At 49.1% G+C, this 17,332-nt stretch carries 18 protein-coding genes; 13 read left to right on the top strand and 5 right to left on the bottom strand.

Annotation, left to right across the window (positions count from 1 at the left end; translation table 11 throughout):
- The first annotated feature begins 15 nt into the window (after positions 1-15).
- From DWX26_RS13015 to DWX26_RS13000, 4 genes are all read left to right on the top strand, one after another.
- Positions 16-1,347 (top strand): ABC transporter substrate-binding protein, encoded by a 1,332-nt coding sequence (locus DWX26_RS13015; RefSeq protein WP_243030674.1) that lies wholly within the window; start codon positions 16-18, stop codon positions 1,345-1,347.
- A gap of 26 nt (positions 1,348-1,373) precedes the next feature.
- A complete protein-coding gene (locus DWX26_RS13010) occupies positions 1,374-1,838 on the top strand; it encodes a MarR family winged helix-turn-helix transcriptional regulator (RefSeq protein ID WP_022463031.1) in 465 nt (154 codons plus the stop codon).
- The gene (locus DWX26_RS13005) at positions 1,822-3,171 is read left to right on the top strand and encodes an MATE family efflux transporter (protein ID WP_118601591.1); all 1,350 of its coding nucleotides are present in this window, start codon (positions 1,822-1,824) and stop codon (positions 3,169-3,171) included. Before DWX26_RS13010 ends, DWX26_RS13005 begins: the two co-directional genes overlap by 17 nt.
- 163 nt (positions 3,172-3,334) lie before the next feature.
- Positions 3,335-3,772 carry a MarR family winged helix-turn-helix transcriptional regulator gene (locus DWX26_RS13000; RefSeq protein WP_022463033.1) on the top strand — a complete coding sequence of 146 codons (438 nt, stop codon included), beginning with the start codon at positions 3,335-3,337 and terminating at the stop codon, positions 3,770-3,772.
- Between the two features lie 90 nt (positions 3,773-3,862).
- Here DWX26_RS13000 and DWX26_RS12995 read toward each other — a convergent pair whose 3' ends face one another.
- Positions 3,863-4,504: an endonuclease III domain-containing protein gene (locus tag DWX26_RS12995; RefSeq protein WP_022463034.1), complete on the bottom strand. Its 642-nt coding sequence runs from the start codon at positions 4,502-4,504 to the stop codon at positions 3,863-3,865.
- Positions 4,505-4,549: 45 nt separating this feature from the next.
- Entirely contained in the window at positions 4,550-5,425 is an 876-nt protein-coding gene (locus tag DWX26_RS12990) for an AraC family transcriptional regulator (RefSeq protein WP_118601590.1), read from the bottom strand.
- A gap of 167 nt (positions 5,426-5,592) precedes the next feature.
- Here DWX26_RS12990 and DWX26_RS12985 point away from each other — a divergent pair, with 167 nt between their 5' ends.
- The 3 genes from DWX26_RS12985 (at position 5,593) to DWX26_RS12975 (ending at position 11,254) form a co-directional block, all read left to right on the top strand.
- Positions 5,593-6,543, top strand: coding sequence for a phospho-N-acetylmuramoyl-pentapeptide-transferase (locus DWX26_RS12985; protein ID WP_118601589.1), 951 nt, complete (start codon positions 5,593-5,595; stop codon positions 6,541-6,543).
- Positions 6,544-6,819: 276 nt separating this feature from the next.
- Positions 6,820-9,138: an alpha-xylosidase gene (yicI, locus tag DWX26_RS12980; protein WP_118601588.1), complete on the top strand. Its 2,319-nt coding sequence runs from the start codon at positions 6,820-6,822 to the stop codon at positions 9,136-9,138.
- 88 nt (positions 9,139-9,226) lie between these two features.
- Positions 9,227-11,254, top strand: coding sequence for a glycoside hydrolase family 31 protein (locus DWX26_RS12975; RefSeq protein WP_118601587.1), 2,028 nt, complete (start codon positions 9,227-9,229; stop codon positions 11,252-11,254).
- An 84-nt stretch (positions 11,255-11,338) separates the two neighbouring features.
- Here DWX26_RS12975 and DWX26_RS12970 read toward each other — a convergent pair whose 3' ends face one another.
- Both DWX26_RS12970 and DWX26_RS12965 read right to left on the bottom strand, forming a co-directional pair.
- Positions 11,339-12,160 (bottom strand): hypothetical protein, encoded by an 822-nt coding sequence (locus DWX26_RS12970; protein ID WP_055265068.1) that lies wholly within the window; start codon positions 12,158-12,160, stop codon positions 11,339-11,341.
- Entirely contained in the window at positions 12,141-12,776 is a 636-nt protein-coding gene (locus tag DWX26_RS12965; protein WP_117813047.1) for a helix-turn-helix domain-containing protein, read from the bottom strand. The genes DWX26_RS12970 and DWX26_RS12965 overlap by 20 nt, the downstream gene beginning before the upstream one ends.
- 299 nt (positions 12,777-13,075) lie before the next feature.
- On the opposite strand from DWX26_RS12965, the gene DWX26_RS17565 reads away from it, so the two are divergent.
- Positions 13,076-13,201, top strand: coding sequence for a hypothetical protein (locus tag DWX26_RS17565; RefSeq protein ID WP_319638347.1), 126 nt, complete (start codon positions 13,076-13,078; stop codon positions 13,199-13,201).
- Between the two features lie 225 nt (positions 13,202-13,426).
- Here DWX26_RS17565 and DWX26_RS12950 read toward each other — a convergent pair whose 3' ends face one another.
- The gene (locus DWX26_RS12950) at positions 13,427-13,669 is read right to left on the bottom strand and encodes a hypothetical protein (protein ID WP_055265060.1); all 243 of its coding nucleotides are present in this window, start codon (positions 13,667-13,669) and stop codon (positions 13,427-13,429) included.
- Positions 13,670-13,805: 136 nt separating this feature from the next.
- On the opposite strand from DWX26_RS12950, the gene DWX26_RS12945 reads away from it, so the two are divergent.
- The 5 genes from DWX26_RS12945 (at position 13,806) to DWX26_RS12925 (ending at position 17,332) form a co-directional block, all read left to right on the top strand.
- Positions 13,806-14,288 carry a glycoside hydrolase family 3 N-terminal domain-containing protein gene (locus DWX26_RS12945; protein WP_442857768.1) on the top strand — a complete coding sequence of 161 codons (483 nt, stop codon included), beginning with the start codon at positions 13,806-13,808 and terminating at the stop codon, positions 14,286-14,288.
- A 206-nt stretch (positions 14,289-14,494) separates the two neighbouring features.
- Positions 14,495-14,758, top strand: a complete 264-nt coding sequence (locus DWX26_RS12940) for an IreB family regulatory phosphoprotein (RefSeq protein ID WP_022461716.1) — start codon at positions 14,495-14,497, stop codon at positions 14,756-14,758.
- An 11-nt stretch (positions 14,759-14,769) separates the two neighbouring features.
- On the top strand, positions 14,770-15,213 hold the full coding sequence (gene ruvX, locus DWX26_RS12935; RefSeq protein ID WP_055228327.1) for a Holliday junction resolvase RuvX: 444 nt from the start codon (positions 14,770-14,772) through the stop codon (positions 15,211-15,213).
- 15 nt (positions 15,214-15,228) lie between these two features.
- A complete protein-coding gene (locus DWX26_RS12930; protein ID WP_022461718.1) occupies positions 15,229-15,489 on the top strand; it encodes a DUF1292 domain-containing protein in 261 nt (86 codons plus the stop codon).
- A gap of 178 nt (positions 15,490-15,667) precedes the next feature.
- Positions 15,668-17,332 carry a ribonuclease J gene (locus DWX26_RS12925; protein ID WP_055218756.1) on the top strand — a complete coding sequence of 555 codons (1,665 nt, stop codon included), beginning with the start codon at positions 15,668-15,670 and terminating at the stop codon, positions 17,330-17,332.

Below are 17,332 nucleotides of genomic sequence, written 5' to 3'. Positions count from 1 at the left end.
GAGGAAAATACGAGGATGAAAAAGGCAAAACAATGTCTGACAGCATTACTGCCAGGTGTGCTTTTAGCAATTACTGTTTTGTCTGGCTGTGGACAATCTCAAAAAGCAGTATCTAAAAATGACGATCACCTTACCGTGTATCTGTGGGAAAATCGTTTAATGAAAAATATTGTACCCTATATCCATGAGCAGTTTCCAGATCAGGATATTGAGTTTATTACCGGTAACAATGATACCGATTTATATAGCTATTTTGAGGAACATGGTGAACTGCCGGATATCATAACCGTACGTCGATTTTCTGGAAAAGATGCACAGGATCTGGAGCCATATCTAATGGATTTTGCTTCTTATGACGTGGTTTCCAGGTATTACTCCTATGCATTGCAATATTATAAAAATTCAAAAAATGAGATTCAGTGGCTTCCTATCTGCGGTATACCGCAGACGATTATTGCCAACAAGACATTGTTTGAACAGTATGGAATCAAGATACCGAAAAACTATAAGGAATATGCACAGGCATGTCAGCAATTTTATGATAATGGTATAAAACCGTATTCCCTGGATCTTGCAGAAGACTGGTCTGCTCATGAGGTGATTCAGACAGGTGCAATTGGGGAATTCATGAGTCTGGATGGAATCGAATGGAGAAGCTCAGCTGAAAGTGCATCAGGGGATATCGCGTTTGATGATGCGTTATGGAAACGTATTTTTTCAGAAACCAATACATTTTTGAAGGACTCACATTTTACAAGTGATGATATCAGCGTCGATATTAATACTGCAACGCAGATGTTCCTTGAGGGAAAAGCAGCAATGTTTCATGGTTATCCGGCACTTATGCAGGAATTTCAGGAACAGATGGATGCAGAATTAACTCGTATACCGTTTTTTTCACAGATTTCGGATGAAGCTTTTATAAATATGACCCCTTCTCTGAATATTGCATTTAACAAAGAACTGGAAAAAGATCAGGAAAAACTGGACCTGGCATTCGATGTCCTGGAGTGTATGATTTCAAAAGAAGGACAAACATTGATCGCAGATGGAAAGGGTGTAATTTCATTAAATGTAGATGTTCCAAACATGATGGAAGATGTACCTGGACTGGAAGATGAAATTAATAATAATTCTGTTTATATCCGATATTCTGCTCAAAAATCATTTGATGCCAGTCTTGAGGCTGTTCACGGATTATTGTCAGGGGAAATGGATGAAACACAGCTGATGAAAGAATCTGGCATTGCCAGAACTTTCAATCAGCTCTTTTTTAGCATCAGTTCCCTCTTGACATTTTTTCATTTCCTGCTATACTTATCAAAAGTAATTACTAAAGATAACTAATTTTTAAACAGAAAGGAACCTTTTCCATGACACAGGAAAAATTAAAGCAGTTCCTGGATGCGTGTTTTGATGCAAAGCGTCTGATCGAGAAGCTCCCGGACCTGCCGGACGGTATGAAGCCGCGGCAGGTGCATGTGCTGGATGCGGTGAATGAGATTCAGAAAAAGCAGGGCTTCTGCCGCGTCAGCGACATCAGCAGCTATATGAACACAACGCTGCCGAGCATCACCAAGCTGGTGCAGGAACTGGAGGAGAGAAATCTTCTCGTGAAACAGGCGGATGAAAAAGATAAGCGCGTGATCAACCTGACACTGACCGAAGAGGGAAAAGAGTTTGTGGAACTCCGCGTGACGCACTTTCACGGGGAATGGGCATCCCGCCTGCCAGATCTGGACGACGCGGTGGTGGACGAATTTGTGCATGCAATCACACGGATGCAGGAAACGATGCCGGGAATAAAAGGAGTGAAAAACAATGGCAAAAGAAAATAAGAAAGAAGTATCGTTTGTAGAGGGACCGATTTTCCAGTCCCTGATCCGTTTTGCGCTGCCGGTGCTCGGCGCGCTGATTCTGCAGGCGGCTTACGGTGCGGTCGACCTTCTCGTGGTCGGCTGGTTCGGCGATGCGTCGAGTATTTCCGCTGTCGGAACCGGAAGCAGCTTCATGCAGATGGTAACATTTATCATCACCAGCCTTGCGATGGGTTCGACCGTTATGATCGGCCAGCACATCGGCGAGGGCAAGCCGGATAAGGCCGGCAAAACCGTGGGAACCTCGATTGTTCTGTTCGCCATCATCGGTGTCGTCATGACGGTGATTCTGGAGCTGTTCGCAGGCCCGATCGCCAATATTTTACAGGTCCCGGCGGAGTCTTTTGACAAAACCGTCCTCTACCTGCGGATCTGTTCCGGCGGTATTCTGATCATCATCGCGTACAACGTCATCAGCAGCGTGCTTCGCGGAATCGGTAATGCAAATCTGCCGCTTTTATTCGTCGGCATCGCCTGCGCAGCCAATATTGCCGGAGATCTGTTCTTCGTCGGTGTGCTGAAACTGGACGTTGCGGGAGCAGCGCTTGCGACGGTTCTGGCGCAGCTGATTTCTGTCATCGCCTCCATGGGTGTGTTGAAAAAAGGCAATCTGCCGATTGAATTCAAAAAAGAAGACTGCCGCATCGACCATGACGAGCTGAAGAAAGTCCTGAACGTCGGTGTGCCGATCGCGCTGCAGGAGACGACCGTACAGATTTCCTTCCTTGTGATCAACTCGATCATCAACGGCATGGGCCTTATGCCGTCCGCCGGATACGGTGTGGCGCAGAAGCTGACCTCATTCATCATGCTGATCCCGTCCTCTGTGATGCAGTCTGTGTCAGCATTCGTGGCACAGAACACCGGAGCCGGAAAGAAAGACCGCGCGTGGAAGGGCTTCCTCACCGCAATCGCAACGGGCTGCTCTCTTGGAGTTGTGATTTTCTGCATCGGTTTCTTCGGTGGAAGTGTCATCTCCAGAATCTTCACGAGCGATCCGGCCGTTATCGAGCAGAGCGCCGCTTACCTGCGCGGTTTCGCACCGGAATGTATTCTGACCTGTGTGCTGTTCAGCAGCATCGGATACTTCAACGGCCGCGGCATCAGCATCCCGGTTATGATCCAGGGAATCACCTCCGCCTGCCTGATCCGTATTCCGCTGGCGCTGTTCTTCTCACACCTGCCGAATACGAACCTGACCTTCGTCGGCATGTCCACCCCGATCACAACCGTATACGGCATCTGCTTTTTCATGATCTGTTTTACACGGTTAAAGAAAAAAGGGCAGATGTAATTGAATCAAACATAACAGAACTGCCTAGGAAACGGCACGGAGCGATCCGCCGTTTCCCAGGCAGTTTTTGGTATTGTTTGTCTGGAACTTTTTTGATACAATACAGACAGAAAGAGCGGAACCCTGTTCAGAAGGGACAGAACAGACGGAAAGGGGAAGAGGAGTGGATAACAGAGAAATCATCAATGAGACACTGGTCCATCTGTTTCACGAGATACAAAAACTGGAAGAAGAGGCGATCATCACCGAGGATTTCAAGGATCTGACGAACAACGATATGCACATCATAGAAGCCGTCGGCCTGGAGGGCGGCAATATGTCATCGATCGCGGCAAAGCTCGACATCACGGTCGGATCGCTGACAACGTCGATGAACAGTCTGGTGAAAAAAGGCTACACCGAGCGGGAGCGCAGCGAGAAGGACCGCCGGATCGTCTACATCCACCTGACCGGAAAGGGACGGCAGGCATTCCATCATCACGCAAAATTCCACGAGCAGATGACGGATGCCGTGATGGCGGAACTCGGAGAAGAGGAAGTGCAGGTGCTCGGGAAAACGCTGAAAGCGCTGACGGACTTCTTTCGGTCGTATAAAAAATAGAAACAAAAAGGCTTTTGCAGCCGGGACAGAATCAGAAAAATCTGTCCGGTATGCAAAAGCATTTTTCGCATGGAAACGCATGGAAAAATGCTATTTTTCTACGCCGTTCTTCTCACAGATATCCGCGAGCACACACCGTTCACAGTGCGGTGTCGTCCGCGCAGTACAGACCTCGCGTCCGTGCTCCACAAACCGGTGGCAGAGCGAGCTTCCTTCTTCGGGCGGCACAATTTTCCAGAGTGCCATCTCCACCTTCTTCGGATCCTTGCAGTCATGCACGAGCCCGATGCGGTTGCACAGCCGGATGCAGTGCGTATCCGTCACAATCGCAGGCTTTTTGAATACATCGCCCATAATCAGGTTCGCACTTTTCCGTCCCACGCCCGGGAGCTTCAAAAGTGCGTTAAAGTCATCCGGCACCTGGCTGTGGTACTCGTCGCGCAGCATGCGCATGCAGGCGTTGATGTCGCGTGCCTTGCTCTTTCCAAGACCGCATGGCCGCACAATTTCCTCGATTTCCTCCGGTGTCGCGTTTGCCAGCGCATCGATATCAGGATACTTTGCGTAGAGATCCTCCACCACCACATTGACGCGCGCATCGGTGCACTGTGCGGCGAGGCGGACACTGACGAGCAGCTTCCACGCCTGATCGTAGTCGAGCGTACAGTCGGCGTCAGGATATTCTTGTTTCAAACGTTCAATGACGGCAAGCGCCAGTTCTTCTTTTGTCATCGTGTTAAACTCCCATTCTCAAAGATATAAAAACAGCGAAAGCTATCAGGATCCTTTCTCGCGTGCTGCCTTCCGAAGCTGCAGCGGCGTCGTGTGAAACCGCTCGCGGAAGAGGCGGTGAAACAGCTTATCGTTTGTAAAACCATGCTTTTCCGCGAGCGTGCCGACCGGCAGATCCGTGGCGATCAGGTCGCGGTAGATGCGGGAAAGACGGTAGGAATTCAGATATTCCAGATACGTCGTTTCCATGTTCTGGCGGAAGAACCGGCAGAAATATTCCGGCTGCAGCGAGACAACATCGGCAGCCTCCTTCAGCGTAATCGGCCGCTGGTAATTTTCCTGCGTGTACGTCAGAATCGTATCGAGCCGTGTCTGCGTCCGGGAGCTCATCGGGTGGTGCGCAAGCGGACTCTTCTCAGAAAATTTCGTGTAGAGCAGATCGAGAAACGTAAAAAGCTCCCGCTGGAACGTCAGCAGATAGCCGTCGGGCATTTCCTCATGAAGCTGCATCATCGAAAGCAGAAGACGCCGGAACTGGCTGATATTTTTCTGCACTTCCGGATTCGTACTGTCGTAGTCAATCGAGAACCAGAGCTGTGACGGATCAGGCAGATAGTTCGCAAGGAACGCATCCGGAATCTGCATCAGAATCGAGCGGTTTCCCGTGGACGGACAGCGCGCCGTGTGGATACGCCCGGAATTGATCAGCAGAAATTGACCCGGAAGGACGGTCTTGGTGCGGTCCGAGAGCGTGACAATGGAGGAACCCTCCAGAATATAAATAATTTCCAGCGCGTCGTGCCAGTGCGGCGGCGAAAAACTGCCGAAATCGTCGGTTATACGAAATTCGATGCTGCGGTTCGGCTGCAGCGTGATGTGTTCCTGGCGTGTCTGGCGCGGCAGATGATCTTTGCGTGGCATAAAAAACTCCTTTTTTGTTCAACTTAGTGTATCACTATCTTATCACGAAACCCCCGAATTGGGTATAGCAATTTTTGCATGAAGTTGTTATAATAAATGAACACAAAGCCACGTCACATACGGCTTCGTGCAAACTCAATCTAAAGAAAAGTGAAGGAAGAAAACGTATGTATCAAGTATGGAGTAACTTTTTAAATCCCGGCCAGATCGCCATGCTGGGAATCGTGGTCACCTTTCTGCTGACCTTTCTGGCGTTAAAGCATCCATTTTCCTTTCTGCCGAGCGATCACGGCAGAGAATTTGCCGTAAACGGCGGCCTCTCCCGCGGAAAACTGCGCGGCGTCGGCCTCGTGATCGTCATCTGTTTCCTGATCGGAAGCGTTCTGTTCCTGCCTCTTGGCGCCGAGTATGTGATCTACGCGATCCTGCTCGTCTGCATCATGCTGAGCGGCTACCTCGATGATGCATCCGAAACCCCGTGGAGCGATTACAAAAAAGGCGCGATTGACCTCGTCATCTCCATTGTGACCGTCATCACCTTTGTGAATTACAATTCCACCACGATCTGCTTCGGAAACATGTCCCTTACCATTCCGAAAGTGGTCTACATAATCCTCGGCATCATCCTGATCTGGATTTCGATCAACGTTACAAACTGTTCCGACGGTGTCGACGGACTCTGCGCGAGCCTTTCCTGTGTGGTTATCTTCGCGTTCAGTATGATTTTCCACGATGTCCTCGGAAGCTTCACCGTAGCCAATTACCTGTTCGTGGCAGCGCTTCTCGCGTACCTGTATTTCAACACCTCGCCGAGCAGCATGCTGATGGGCGATGCCGGTTCGAGAGCACTTGGTTTCTACATCGCCATCCTTGCCATGCAGTCCCGCCATCCGTTCTTATATCTGCTGATGGCAGGCGTGATGATCGTCGACGGAGGAATCGGCCTTGTCAAAGTATTTTTACTCCGTTTCCTGAAAATCGCGATCCTCAAAAATACAAGAACACCGCTGCATGACCATGTCCGCCTGAAATACAAATGGTCCGACAGTCAGGTTGTGATCCGCTTTGTGATCCTGCAGATCCTGCTGGCCGTCATTGCGTATCTGATTGCAGCATAAGAAAAAACAGAAGAGAAACGGGAGTGTGTCTTTTGCAGACGTCTGCGGGGCACACTCCCGTTTTGCATCCCAGCCCCCGAATACACCAAAAAGATAGAAAAAGATAATATCGCCGTATTTTTTCACAGAATCCGCCCTGTTTTCGAAAGCAAGAGTGTGGTAGTATAAAATTACCAAAAAACGTCAGCCTGAAACAATAATTCTGTAAAGATTGATGAAAAGAAAGTGCTTTCGGCTATCTGTTTCAGGCTCATCCAATCAGGAGGTAATGAAAAAATGAAATTCACAGAAGGTTACTGGCTTCCGAGTGAAAAAGCAAATGCATCCCATGCAATGCAGGCTTATGAAGTAGAGCAGATCCCAGGCGGTATGCGTATCCTGGCTACCACCCGCCCGATCGAGCACAGAGGTATGACCCTGAACCTGCCGACCATCACCGTTGAGTTCGTGGCACACACACCGGATACCATCTCCATGGAAGCATGGCACTATGAAGCATACGACAACAAAGTTCCGTCCTTCGACAAAACAGAGAGCGTATATGAGGACGTAACCGTTACCATCAACGACGATGAGGCAGTTCTCGACACCGGAAGCGTACTGGTACGCGTACAGAGAAAAGGAATCTTCGCTTACACCTTCGAGGCAGACGGAAAAGTCCTGACCGGAAGCGGATTCCGCAACCTTTCCTATATCAGATGGGATCGCAAGCAGAGCACCATGCTGCCGGCACCGAACTACATGACCGAACAATATCAGCCATACATGGTAAGTGAGCTGTCCCTTGGCGTAGGTGAGTGCGTATACGGCCTTGGCGAGAGATTCACCCCATTCGTGAAAAACGGACAGGTTGTAGACACCTGGAACGAGGACGGCGGTACTGCATCCGAGATCGGATACAAATGCGTACCATTCTATATGACAAACAACGGCTACGGTATTCTCGTTGACAGCACCGACAACGTTTCCTTCGAAGTAGCAAGCGAAAAAGTTGAGTATGTCGGCTTCTCCGTACCGGGCGAGAGAATTAAATATTATCTGTTCCACGGCCCGTCACCGAAGAAGATCATGAACGAGTACACCGCACTGACCGGACGTCCGGCACTTCCTCCGGCATGGTCCTTTGGTCTGTGGCTGTCCACATCCTTCACCACCAACTACGACGAAGAGACCACCACATCCTTCATCGAGGGAATGGAAAAGAGAAATATTCCGCTCAGCGTTTTCCATTTCGACTGCTTCTGGATGCATGAATTCCACTGGTGCGATTTCGAGTGGGATAAGAAATGCTTCCCGGACATCCGTGCAACCTTAAAGAAATATCATGACAAAGGCCTGCACATCTGCGCATGGATCAACCCGTACATCGCACAGGGAACCGCGTTCTTTAAAGAGGGTGCAGCAAACGGCTATCTCCTTCAGAGAGCAGACGGCAGAGGCGTATGGCAGACCGACAACTGGCAGGCTGGTATGGGTCTGGTAGATTTCACCAACCCGGATGCCGTAAAATGGTACACAGACAAACTGAAAACCGTTCTGGACTGCGGCGTAGACTGCTTTAAGACCGACTTCGGCGAGAGAATCCCGGTTGACGTTGTTTACCACGACGGAAGCGATCCGCAGGCAATGCACAACTACTATACATACCTGTACAACCAGGCAGTATTCAGCCTGTTAAAAGAAGTAAAAGGTGAGAACGAGGCAGTTCTGTTTGCGAGAAGTGCAACAGCAGGAAGCCAGAAATTCCCGGTACACTGGGGCGGCGACTGCTCCGCAAACTATCCGTCCATGGCAGAAACCCTGCGCGGCGGCCTTTCCTTCGCGATGAGCGGATTCTCCTTCTGGAGCCATGATATCTCCGGCTTCGAGAGCACAGCAACACCGGATCTGTACAAGAGATGGTGCGCATTTGGACTGATGTCTACCCACAGCCGTCTGCACGGATCAGGAAGCTACCGTGTGCCGTGGCTGTTTGACGACGAAGCATGCGACGTTGTAAAATTCTTCACCAACCTGAAATGCTCTCTGATGCCGTACATCTTCCAGAAATCTGTAGAGGCACACGAGGAAGGAACCCCGGTTATGCGCCCGATGGTATTCGAGTTCATGAACGACCCGGCCGTTCCGTATCTGGATCAGCAGTACATGCTGGGTGATGCCCTTCTGGTAGCACCTGTCTTCCGTGAGGACAAGGTAGCACAGTACTATCTGCCGGAAGGCACCTGGACAGAACTTCTGACCGGCGAGACAAAAGAAGGCGGCAGATGGTTCCAGGGAACCTATGACTACTTCTCCATGCCGCTGTATGTAAGAGAAAACAGCATCGTAGTCAGAGGAAACTGCGACACCAAACCGGATTATGACTACGCGGACCATGCAAACGTATGCGTATATCAGTTAAAAGACGCAGCTGAGACAAAGGTTTCGGATATCCACGGAAACACCGTATTCACCGTGAAAGCAGTCAAAGACGGCGATGCAGTGAAAGTATCCGTAGAAGGCGCACATACCGAACTGAAAGTAGAAGTATTCGTCGGAAACGAGAAGAAAGAGGCTGTGCTGGCAGCAGATGCGAACGAAGTTGTTGTTGCATAAGCATCGGAATGTAAGAATATAGGGAGGGAGAGGCACGGAAAAGCAAATTTTTCTGTGACCTCTCTTTTCAAAAAAGGAGAATAAAACAATGCGTTTTCAGACAAAAAATGGTGTATTAATTGCACAGGCAAACGGAGAAACACTGCGGATTGAGCCGTGGGGAAAAGATTCCTTACGTGTCCGCGCAACGATGCTTCCGGGATTTTCCGGAAAGGATTGGGCGCTGACCGAAGTGCCGGAAAAAACAGAGGCAAAAGCAGAGCAGTTTGCGGTCGATCATCTGGAAATCGACGGATCGATGGGAAAAAGAACCAGCGCATCCATCACCAATGGAAAAATCCGTGCTGTGGTCAACTTTGCAGGAGTTATCACCTTCTACAAAGAAGAACAGGAAATTTTAAGAGAATATCACCGTTGCTACGACGGAACGATCAGCAAAGAGAGCCGCTGCTTAAAAACGGTCAACCGTGAGTGGAAAGGTGTGATCGGCGGAAGCGAATACAGCCTGAACCTGAAATTTGAGAGCAACGACGAAGAGAAGATTTTCGGAATGGGCCAGTATCAGCAGAAATACATGGATCTGAAGGGATGCACCCTGGAGCTGGCGCAGCGGAACTCCCAGATCAGCGTACCATTCGCCGTATCCAGCTTAGGATATGGTATGCTGTGGAACAATCCGGCTGTCGGACAGGTAACCTTCGGAAAGAACTACACCGAATGGACTGCACGCTCGACCAAAGATATGGACTACTGGCTGACCGCAGCCGATACACCGAAAGAGATCCTGGAAAATTACACCGCAGTGACCGGCCGCGCGCCGAAATTCCCGGAGGACCGTATGGGCCTGTGGCAGTGCAAGCTGCGCTACCGTACGCAGGAGGAAGTGCTTGAAGTGGCACGCCGCTACCAGAAGGAAGGCATCAAAATCGATCAGATTGTCATCGATTTCTTCCACTGGACCGTACAGGGCGACTGGAAATTCGATGAAAAATACTGGCCGGATCCAAAAGCCATGGTGGACGAACTGCATTCCATGGGAATCAAAGTTATCGTTTCCGTATGGCCAAGCGTAGACCGGAAGAGCGAGAATTTCTGGCCGATGCTGGACCGCGGCCTGCTGATTAAAACAGAGCGCGGCGCCCTGCAGACGTATGATTTCCAGGGGGACTGCGTGGAAATCGATGTGTTCAACCCGGAAACCAGAAAATACGTCTGGGAAGTCTGCAAGAAAAACTATTATGATTTTGGAATCGATGCCTTCTGGCTGGACAACTCAGAACCGGATTTCGGCGTTTACGATTTCGATCATTACCGCTATATCGACGGACCTGCTCTTTCCTGCAGCAATATCTATCCGCAGCTGTACAGCCGTGTCTTCTATGACGGCATGAAAGCAGAAGGAGAAGAAAATATTGTAAACCTGCTTCGCTGCGCCTGGGCCGGAAGCCAGAAATACGGAAATGTTGTATGGTCCGGCGATGTGCCGAGTACCTTTGAAGCCTTCTATGATCAGCTCCAGGCCGGCCTTAATATGGGTCTTGCCGGCATTCCATGGTGGACAACCGATATCGGCGGCTTTATGACAGATGATGTCAACGACCCGGATTTCCAGCAGCTTCTGATCCGCTGGTATGAGTTTGCCGTTTACTCTGCTGTTTTCCGTATGCACGGCGACCGCGGACCGCACAACATTCCAACGCTCGATGACCGTGATTTTGGCGGCGGCTACCTGTATACCGGCCAGTCCAATGAACTGTGGAGCTATGGAGAAGAAAATTACCGGATCATGAAGAAATATTACGACATCCGCATCAGCATGCACGATTACATCAAACAGCTGTATGACGAGGCATCCGAAAACGGTTCTCCGCTGATCCGTACCATGTTCTATGAGTTCCCGGATGACAAAAAATGCTGGGAGCTGCAGGATCAGTATATGTTCGGAAGCGAATACCTGGTAGCGCCGATTTTCCATCTGAACGAGTTCGAGCGTGAAGTATATCTTCCGGCAGGACGCTGGGAAGATACCAGAGACGGAAAAGTGTACGAAGGAGGACAGACCGTTCTTGCCGCCGCACCAATCGATTCGATTCCGGTATTCAAGAAAATAGCATAAGATCGTGTAAAAAGGTCAAAAAAGAAAACAGTACAGAAAAAACACACAGCGTGTGGAATTTTCTGTACTGTTTTTACTTTGTCTCTAACTGCGCATCAGATATCCATATTTGCGCATCTGTCGGCGTATGATTTGCTCAACACGCTGGCGGATTTCCAGAGGATAGTAATCGGCCAGAGAAGCCAGTTCCGTGCAGACATCTTTTGTAGTAAAGGAAAAGTGAAGCTGGATACCGTATAATTCCTCCGCAGCATCCAGCTGTGTATCAAAATCAGAGCTGAAAGGTTTGGCTTCGATGCGTTCCATACAAACATCCATCGGCAGATCCAGAGGGTAGTCATTGCTGGTGTCTGCAAACAGGCATAAACCCTGATCGAACAGAGGACTTAGAGAATATTGCTCTGTTTCTGTATCATATAGAACAGCGATGTTGTTGGTGTGCCGGTCTTCATTCAGAAAGAAGGCATCAATTTCCAGCATAGCGGTCAAATATGCGCCGAAGTTCTGAATTCCCGTCATGTTTTCTAACTGGTCTGCCAGAAAACGAATGCGTTCCGCAGGTTCTGAAAAAGCAGCAAGTGAGATTGCCAGACTGTCTCCGGTATTCTGACGGTACAGTTTTTCCAATGGGATCAGCATCTGATTTGCTTTTAGAAAATCAGGACTGGAACAGCCACTGCGGAGAGTGCCGCGGTATGCAATCCGAACAGGCTGATACAGGACAAACGGGTGGGAAAGAGTGCTTTTTTGCAGTAAATGAGACACCAGTGTCTCCGAGAGTCCCTCATATCCCATATAGTCGGATTTGTACCAGATATTACCGATTTTCCACTTGAGCTGGTCCCCTTTTGAGGTGTGATCTGTTTTTTTGACAGGCAGCTGATTATCAAGACGGATCTGTTCCATGGCGTGCCTCCTTATTCTTCAGAATCAGGATCCATTGCTCGTCACCGGCCATTCGCCCATCTGTTTTTTCAATGATAAGCAGCGGATCATAAAAGGGAAGTCCCATTTCTTTTAAAATATCTTTGGCATGATCGCGTGTTTTGGGAAAACAGCGGCTTTCCAGAAACCAGGTAAAATCATCCCAGGTCGGATGCTCCACAACGCCAAAGGCACGAAGCGGAATTTTTTTTGTGTAATTCTGGATTGCAATTTTCTCATGACGGAAGTCGATATCAATCGTTGTGCAAAGCTGATCGCGGTAAAGAAAACACATCCGCGTTTTGACATCGGGATCCGTGCTGAAACAGTGAGCACGGGCAATTTGATTGTATACCGTCTGCCTGCTGACCTGAAAGGTGCGCGCGATCTCGGCAATACTTTTTCCCTGCTGCTGCATGGCAGCCATCTGAATGATTTGTGGCAGCGAAAAAGCAGGTTTTCTTCCAGCTGCATGGCGCAGGGCTTCTTTTTGGGCTAACTGCTGGTATTGTTCCGCGTCCTTGGAAAGCCTGCGCAGCTCCTTTGGATCTGTTGTTCCAAAGATCTCATAAATCTGCTGCTCAAATGTGTTTTTCATGCAATCACCTCGTTTCTGCCATTACTGTATCACAGAGATCTGAAAGCGTCAAGAAATCATTTATTGACAAAAAACGAACTGATTGAGAAAAGTTACGGCTCGCAGATGTCTGAGAACAGCAATCATGGCGATGAAAGAACTTCCCTGCAGTGCAGGCAAAAGCTTGACAGAAAAAAGCAAAGGCAGACCCCATTCTGCGTGAAAAACTGCTTCAGACAAGGGAAAATCCGAATCCAATCCACGCATTCTGCGAAATCTGCCATGCCTATGGCGTTTCCATCTATGAAATGGATCTTGCCATGGCAGGTGAAGAATTTTACGCAGAAATCAAACGCAGCACCAATGGCGGCGGAGAAAATTCCCCGGCGCTTGAAGGGGAAGATGACTTCTATGAGCTGTTTCTGGCAGCGTTAGAAAATATATGATTTTTTGCGAAGAATGTAAGTATTGATGAGTGTAGAAAGCTGCATGGATAGTGCCTGATGAACCTGCGAAGGGCTTGCCATGTCGTAGATGACACCGTCAAAAACTTCGAAGCGTTTCTCTTCTGGAAGCATTTCATACTGTTCCAGCGTGACCTTTTTCGAGCTGTGGTTGAAGAACTGGCGTCATAAAATACACATCTTTTCCCAAAAATGAAATGAAATCGCTTAAAATTCTTTCTTTAAATGTTCTGCGAGAATCGTATCGTAATCGCCTTCGATTTCCTCATCGCGCCCTGCATACCGCAGATTGGTCTCCACGCCGACCGGCTCCACATCGTCTGCAAATTCCCAGATATGATACCGCAGACCGCGGTGCTCAAAGTCGATGCTTCCGCAGTTGTCCTCTTCCGTATAGGAAAACGTGATTTTTTTCTCGTTTAAGACAGATTGAATTTGTGTCATATGCATAAAGCGTGATACCTCCGATTTTGTAGTTATCTGGAATAAAAAACAGCTACATTTGTTTACATTAGTATAGAACAGGGCGGGAGAAAATTCAATCGAAATTCTGGTCAGAATCATCGCAGCAGCTCTCACACGCGGTGTGCAGAGACAGCACGGGGTCGGAACGACCATCAAACATTACGCCTGCAACAATCAGGAAGAAAACCGCCGCGGCGTATCGAGCATCGTCTCCGAGCGCGCTCTGCGTGAGATCTATCTGAAGGGCTTCGAAATTGCAATCAAAGAATCCCAGCCAAAGGCGATCATGACCTCCTACAACAAGGTAAACGGTGTCCACACCGCCAACAGCTATGATCTGTGCACAACCGCTGCAAGAAAGGAATGGGGCTTTGCCGGCATCATCATGACAGACTGGACCACAACAAACGCCGACGGAGGCTCCTCTGCCGCAAAATGCATCGCTGCCGGAAACGATCTTGTGATGCCGGGAACCGACACCGACCGCCGCGAAATCCTGGATGCGCTGAGTGCCGAAAATGACCAGTATCTCGAGGAAAAAGACCTGACCGCCTGTGCCCAGAGAATCCTGGAAATGATTTTTACTTCCAATTTATATGAATAATGCGGCGTTTTCAGGGATAAAATAACATCAGAAATAGCTGCCGCCACTTCACAAAGCAAAATTTTCCATGCGGGCTTTGAATGTTACAGTTCGCTGAGATGCAGTGAACTGTAACATTCAAATAGTTGGGCAATTTCACGATTGAAATTTCCCATAACATGTATTAGAATATAAATGATATCAATAAATACGAGGACGTGAAAAGAATGTCAGGATTAAGTAACACACAATATTTTAAAGTAAAAACAGAGCCGGAGATTCAGGTAAAAGAGGTACTCGAAACCGTTTACAACGCCATGGTAGAAAAAGGGTATAATCCAGTCAACCAGATCGTAGGCTATATCATGTCAGGCGATCCGACGTACATTACAAGCTTCAAGGGGGCCAGAAGCCTGATCATGAAAGTAGAGCGTGATGAACTGGTAGAGGAACTGTTAAAAGAGTACATCAAAAATGAATCCTGGAAGTGAGCGTAATTACTATGAGAATAATGGGATTAGATTACGGCTCAAAAACAGTAGGGGTGGCAGTCAGCGACCCTCTGGGTCTTACTGCGCAGGGAATCGAAATTGTCCGCAGAAAATCGGAGAATAAGCTGCGCCAGACGCTGGCCCGGATTGAAGAGATAGCAAAAGAGTACGGCGTGGAAAAAATCGTACTCGGCTTCCCGAAACATATGAACAACGACATCGGAGAGCGGGCCGAAAAATCTCTCGAGTTCAAAGAAATGCTGGAGAGACGGACAGGTCTGCCCGTTGTTATGTGGGACGAGCGGCTGACAACGGTCGAAGCAGACCGCACCATGATGGAAACCGGAATCCGCAGGGAAAACCGCAAGGAGTACGTAGATATGATTGCAGCTGTTTTTATCCTGCAGGGATATCTGGACTATCTTTCCCATCAGAAGGAATCACAGGAAAACTGAACAAAGGAATATTGTATGGAAAAAATAACATTTGTAACAGATGATGGCGGCAAAGAAGAATTTTACGTGGAGGAGCAGACCAGAATCAACGGAGTCAACTACATTCTGGTATCCGATTCGAAGGACGACGAGGCAAATGCCTATATTCTGAAGGATATCTCCACCGACACCGACGCAGAGGCAGAGTATGTTATGGTAGAAGACGACACCGAATTCGATGCCGTTTCCGGCGTATTTGCTTCCATGTTGGATGACGAGGCAGACATCACCTATTGAACCAGCCGTTTTGAAGCCATACCGGGACGCAGACGAAGCGGGACCGGGACAGCGCTTTAAAGGGCAAATCCTGCAGGTGCGGGACATGCTCCATCAGCCTGAAGTGACGCTCAGGGGATGCGTGCGTGAAGCCGTACCGGTAACGGAATCGTTTGGAAAACATGCGCGGAGGTGCTATTTGAAAAAGAATAATGGAAGTAAATTAAAAATTATACCGCTTGGCGGTCTGGAACAGATCGGTATGAACATCACCGTTTTCGAGTATGAGGACAGTATCATCGTCGTAGACTGCGGACTTGCGTTCCCGGAAGACGACATGCTCGGTATCGACCTGGTCATCCCGGATGTAACATATCTGAAAGAAAACATCGACAAAGTCAAAGGCTTCGTCATCACCCACGGCCACGAGGACCATATCGGAGCCCTGCCTTACATCTTAAAAGAAGTGAACGTGCCGGTCTACGCCACCAAACTGACGATTGGCCTGATCGAAAACAAATTAAAGGAGCACAACCTGCTCCGCACCACAAAACGGAAAATCATCAAACACGGACAGTCCATCAACCTGGGCGCATTCCGCATTGAGTTTATCAAAACAAACCACAGTATTGCAGATGCAGCAGCACTGGCAATCTACTCCCCGGCTGGCATCATCGTCCACACCGGAGACTTCAAAGTCGACTACACACCAGTCTTTGGTGATGTCATCGACCTGCAGAGATTCGCAGAGATCGGAAAGAAAGGCGTTCTGGCACTGATGTGCGACAGTACCAATGCAGAGCGGCCTGGCTTTACCATGTCCGAGCGGACCGTAGGAAAGACGATCGACGGCCTGTTTGCCGAGCATCAGAATTCCCGAATCATCATCGCAACCTTCGCATCGAACGTCGACCGTGTGCAGCAGATCATCAATTCTGCTTATAAATACGGCCGTAAAGTTGTCATCGAAGGCCGCAGTATGGTCAACATCATCTCCATCGCGCAGGAGCTGGGCTACATCAATATCCCGGAAAATACCCTGATCGATGTGGAGCAGATGAAAAACTACACCGGCGAGCAGCTTGTCCTGATCACTACCGGAAGCCAGGGCGAGTCCATGGCAGCACTGTCCCGTATGGCGGCACACCTGCACAAAAAGATCTCGATCCTGCCGGGCGACACCGTGATCTTCAGTTCCCACCCAATCCCGGGAAATGAAAAAGCCGTTTCGAACGTCATCAACGAACTGTCTGCACAGGGTGCCAACGTCGTATTCCAGGACGTTCACGTATCCGGACATGCCTGCCAGGAGGAAATCAAGCTGATCTACTCCCTGGTAAAACCGAAATACGCGATCCCGGTACACGGCGAATACCGCCACTTAAAAGCACACGCAGAAGTAGCACAGAGCCTCGGCATCCCGAAAGAGAACATCTTCCTCATGTATTCCGGTGATGTCATGGAACTCGATGAGGACGGCGCAGCAGTAACTGGCAAAGTCCACACCGGAGCCATCATGGTCGACGGACTCGGCGTTGGTGATGTGGGAAATATCGTCCTGCGTGACCGCCAGCATCTGTCCGAGGACGGAATCATGGTCGTTGTACTGACTCTCGAAAAGAGAACAAACCAGCTTCTGGCCGGCCCGGACATCGTATCCCGCGGTTTCGTCTATGTACGCGAATCCGAGGATTTGATGGGCGAGGCAAGAGAAGTTGTAGAAGAGGCACTGGATGGCTGCCTTTCCAAAAATATCTCCGACTGGGGCAAGATCAAATCCACGATCAAAGATGCCCTCGGCGATTATGTATGGAAGAAAACAAAGAGAAGACCGATGATCCTTCCAATCATCATGGAGGCATAA

This window comes from Blautia sp. AF19-1, from assembly GCF_003479155.1.
GTDB classification, from domain to species: domain Bacteria; phylum Bacillota; class Clostridia; order Lachnospirales; family Lachnospiraceae; genus Fusicatenibacter; species Fusicatenibacter saccharivorans.
This window is presented reverse-complemented; position numbering and strand designations above follow the sequence as displayed.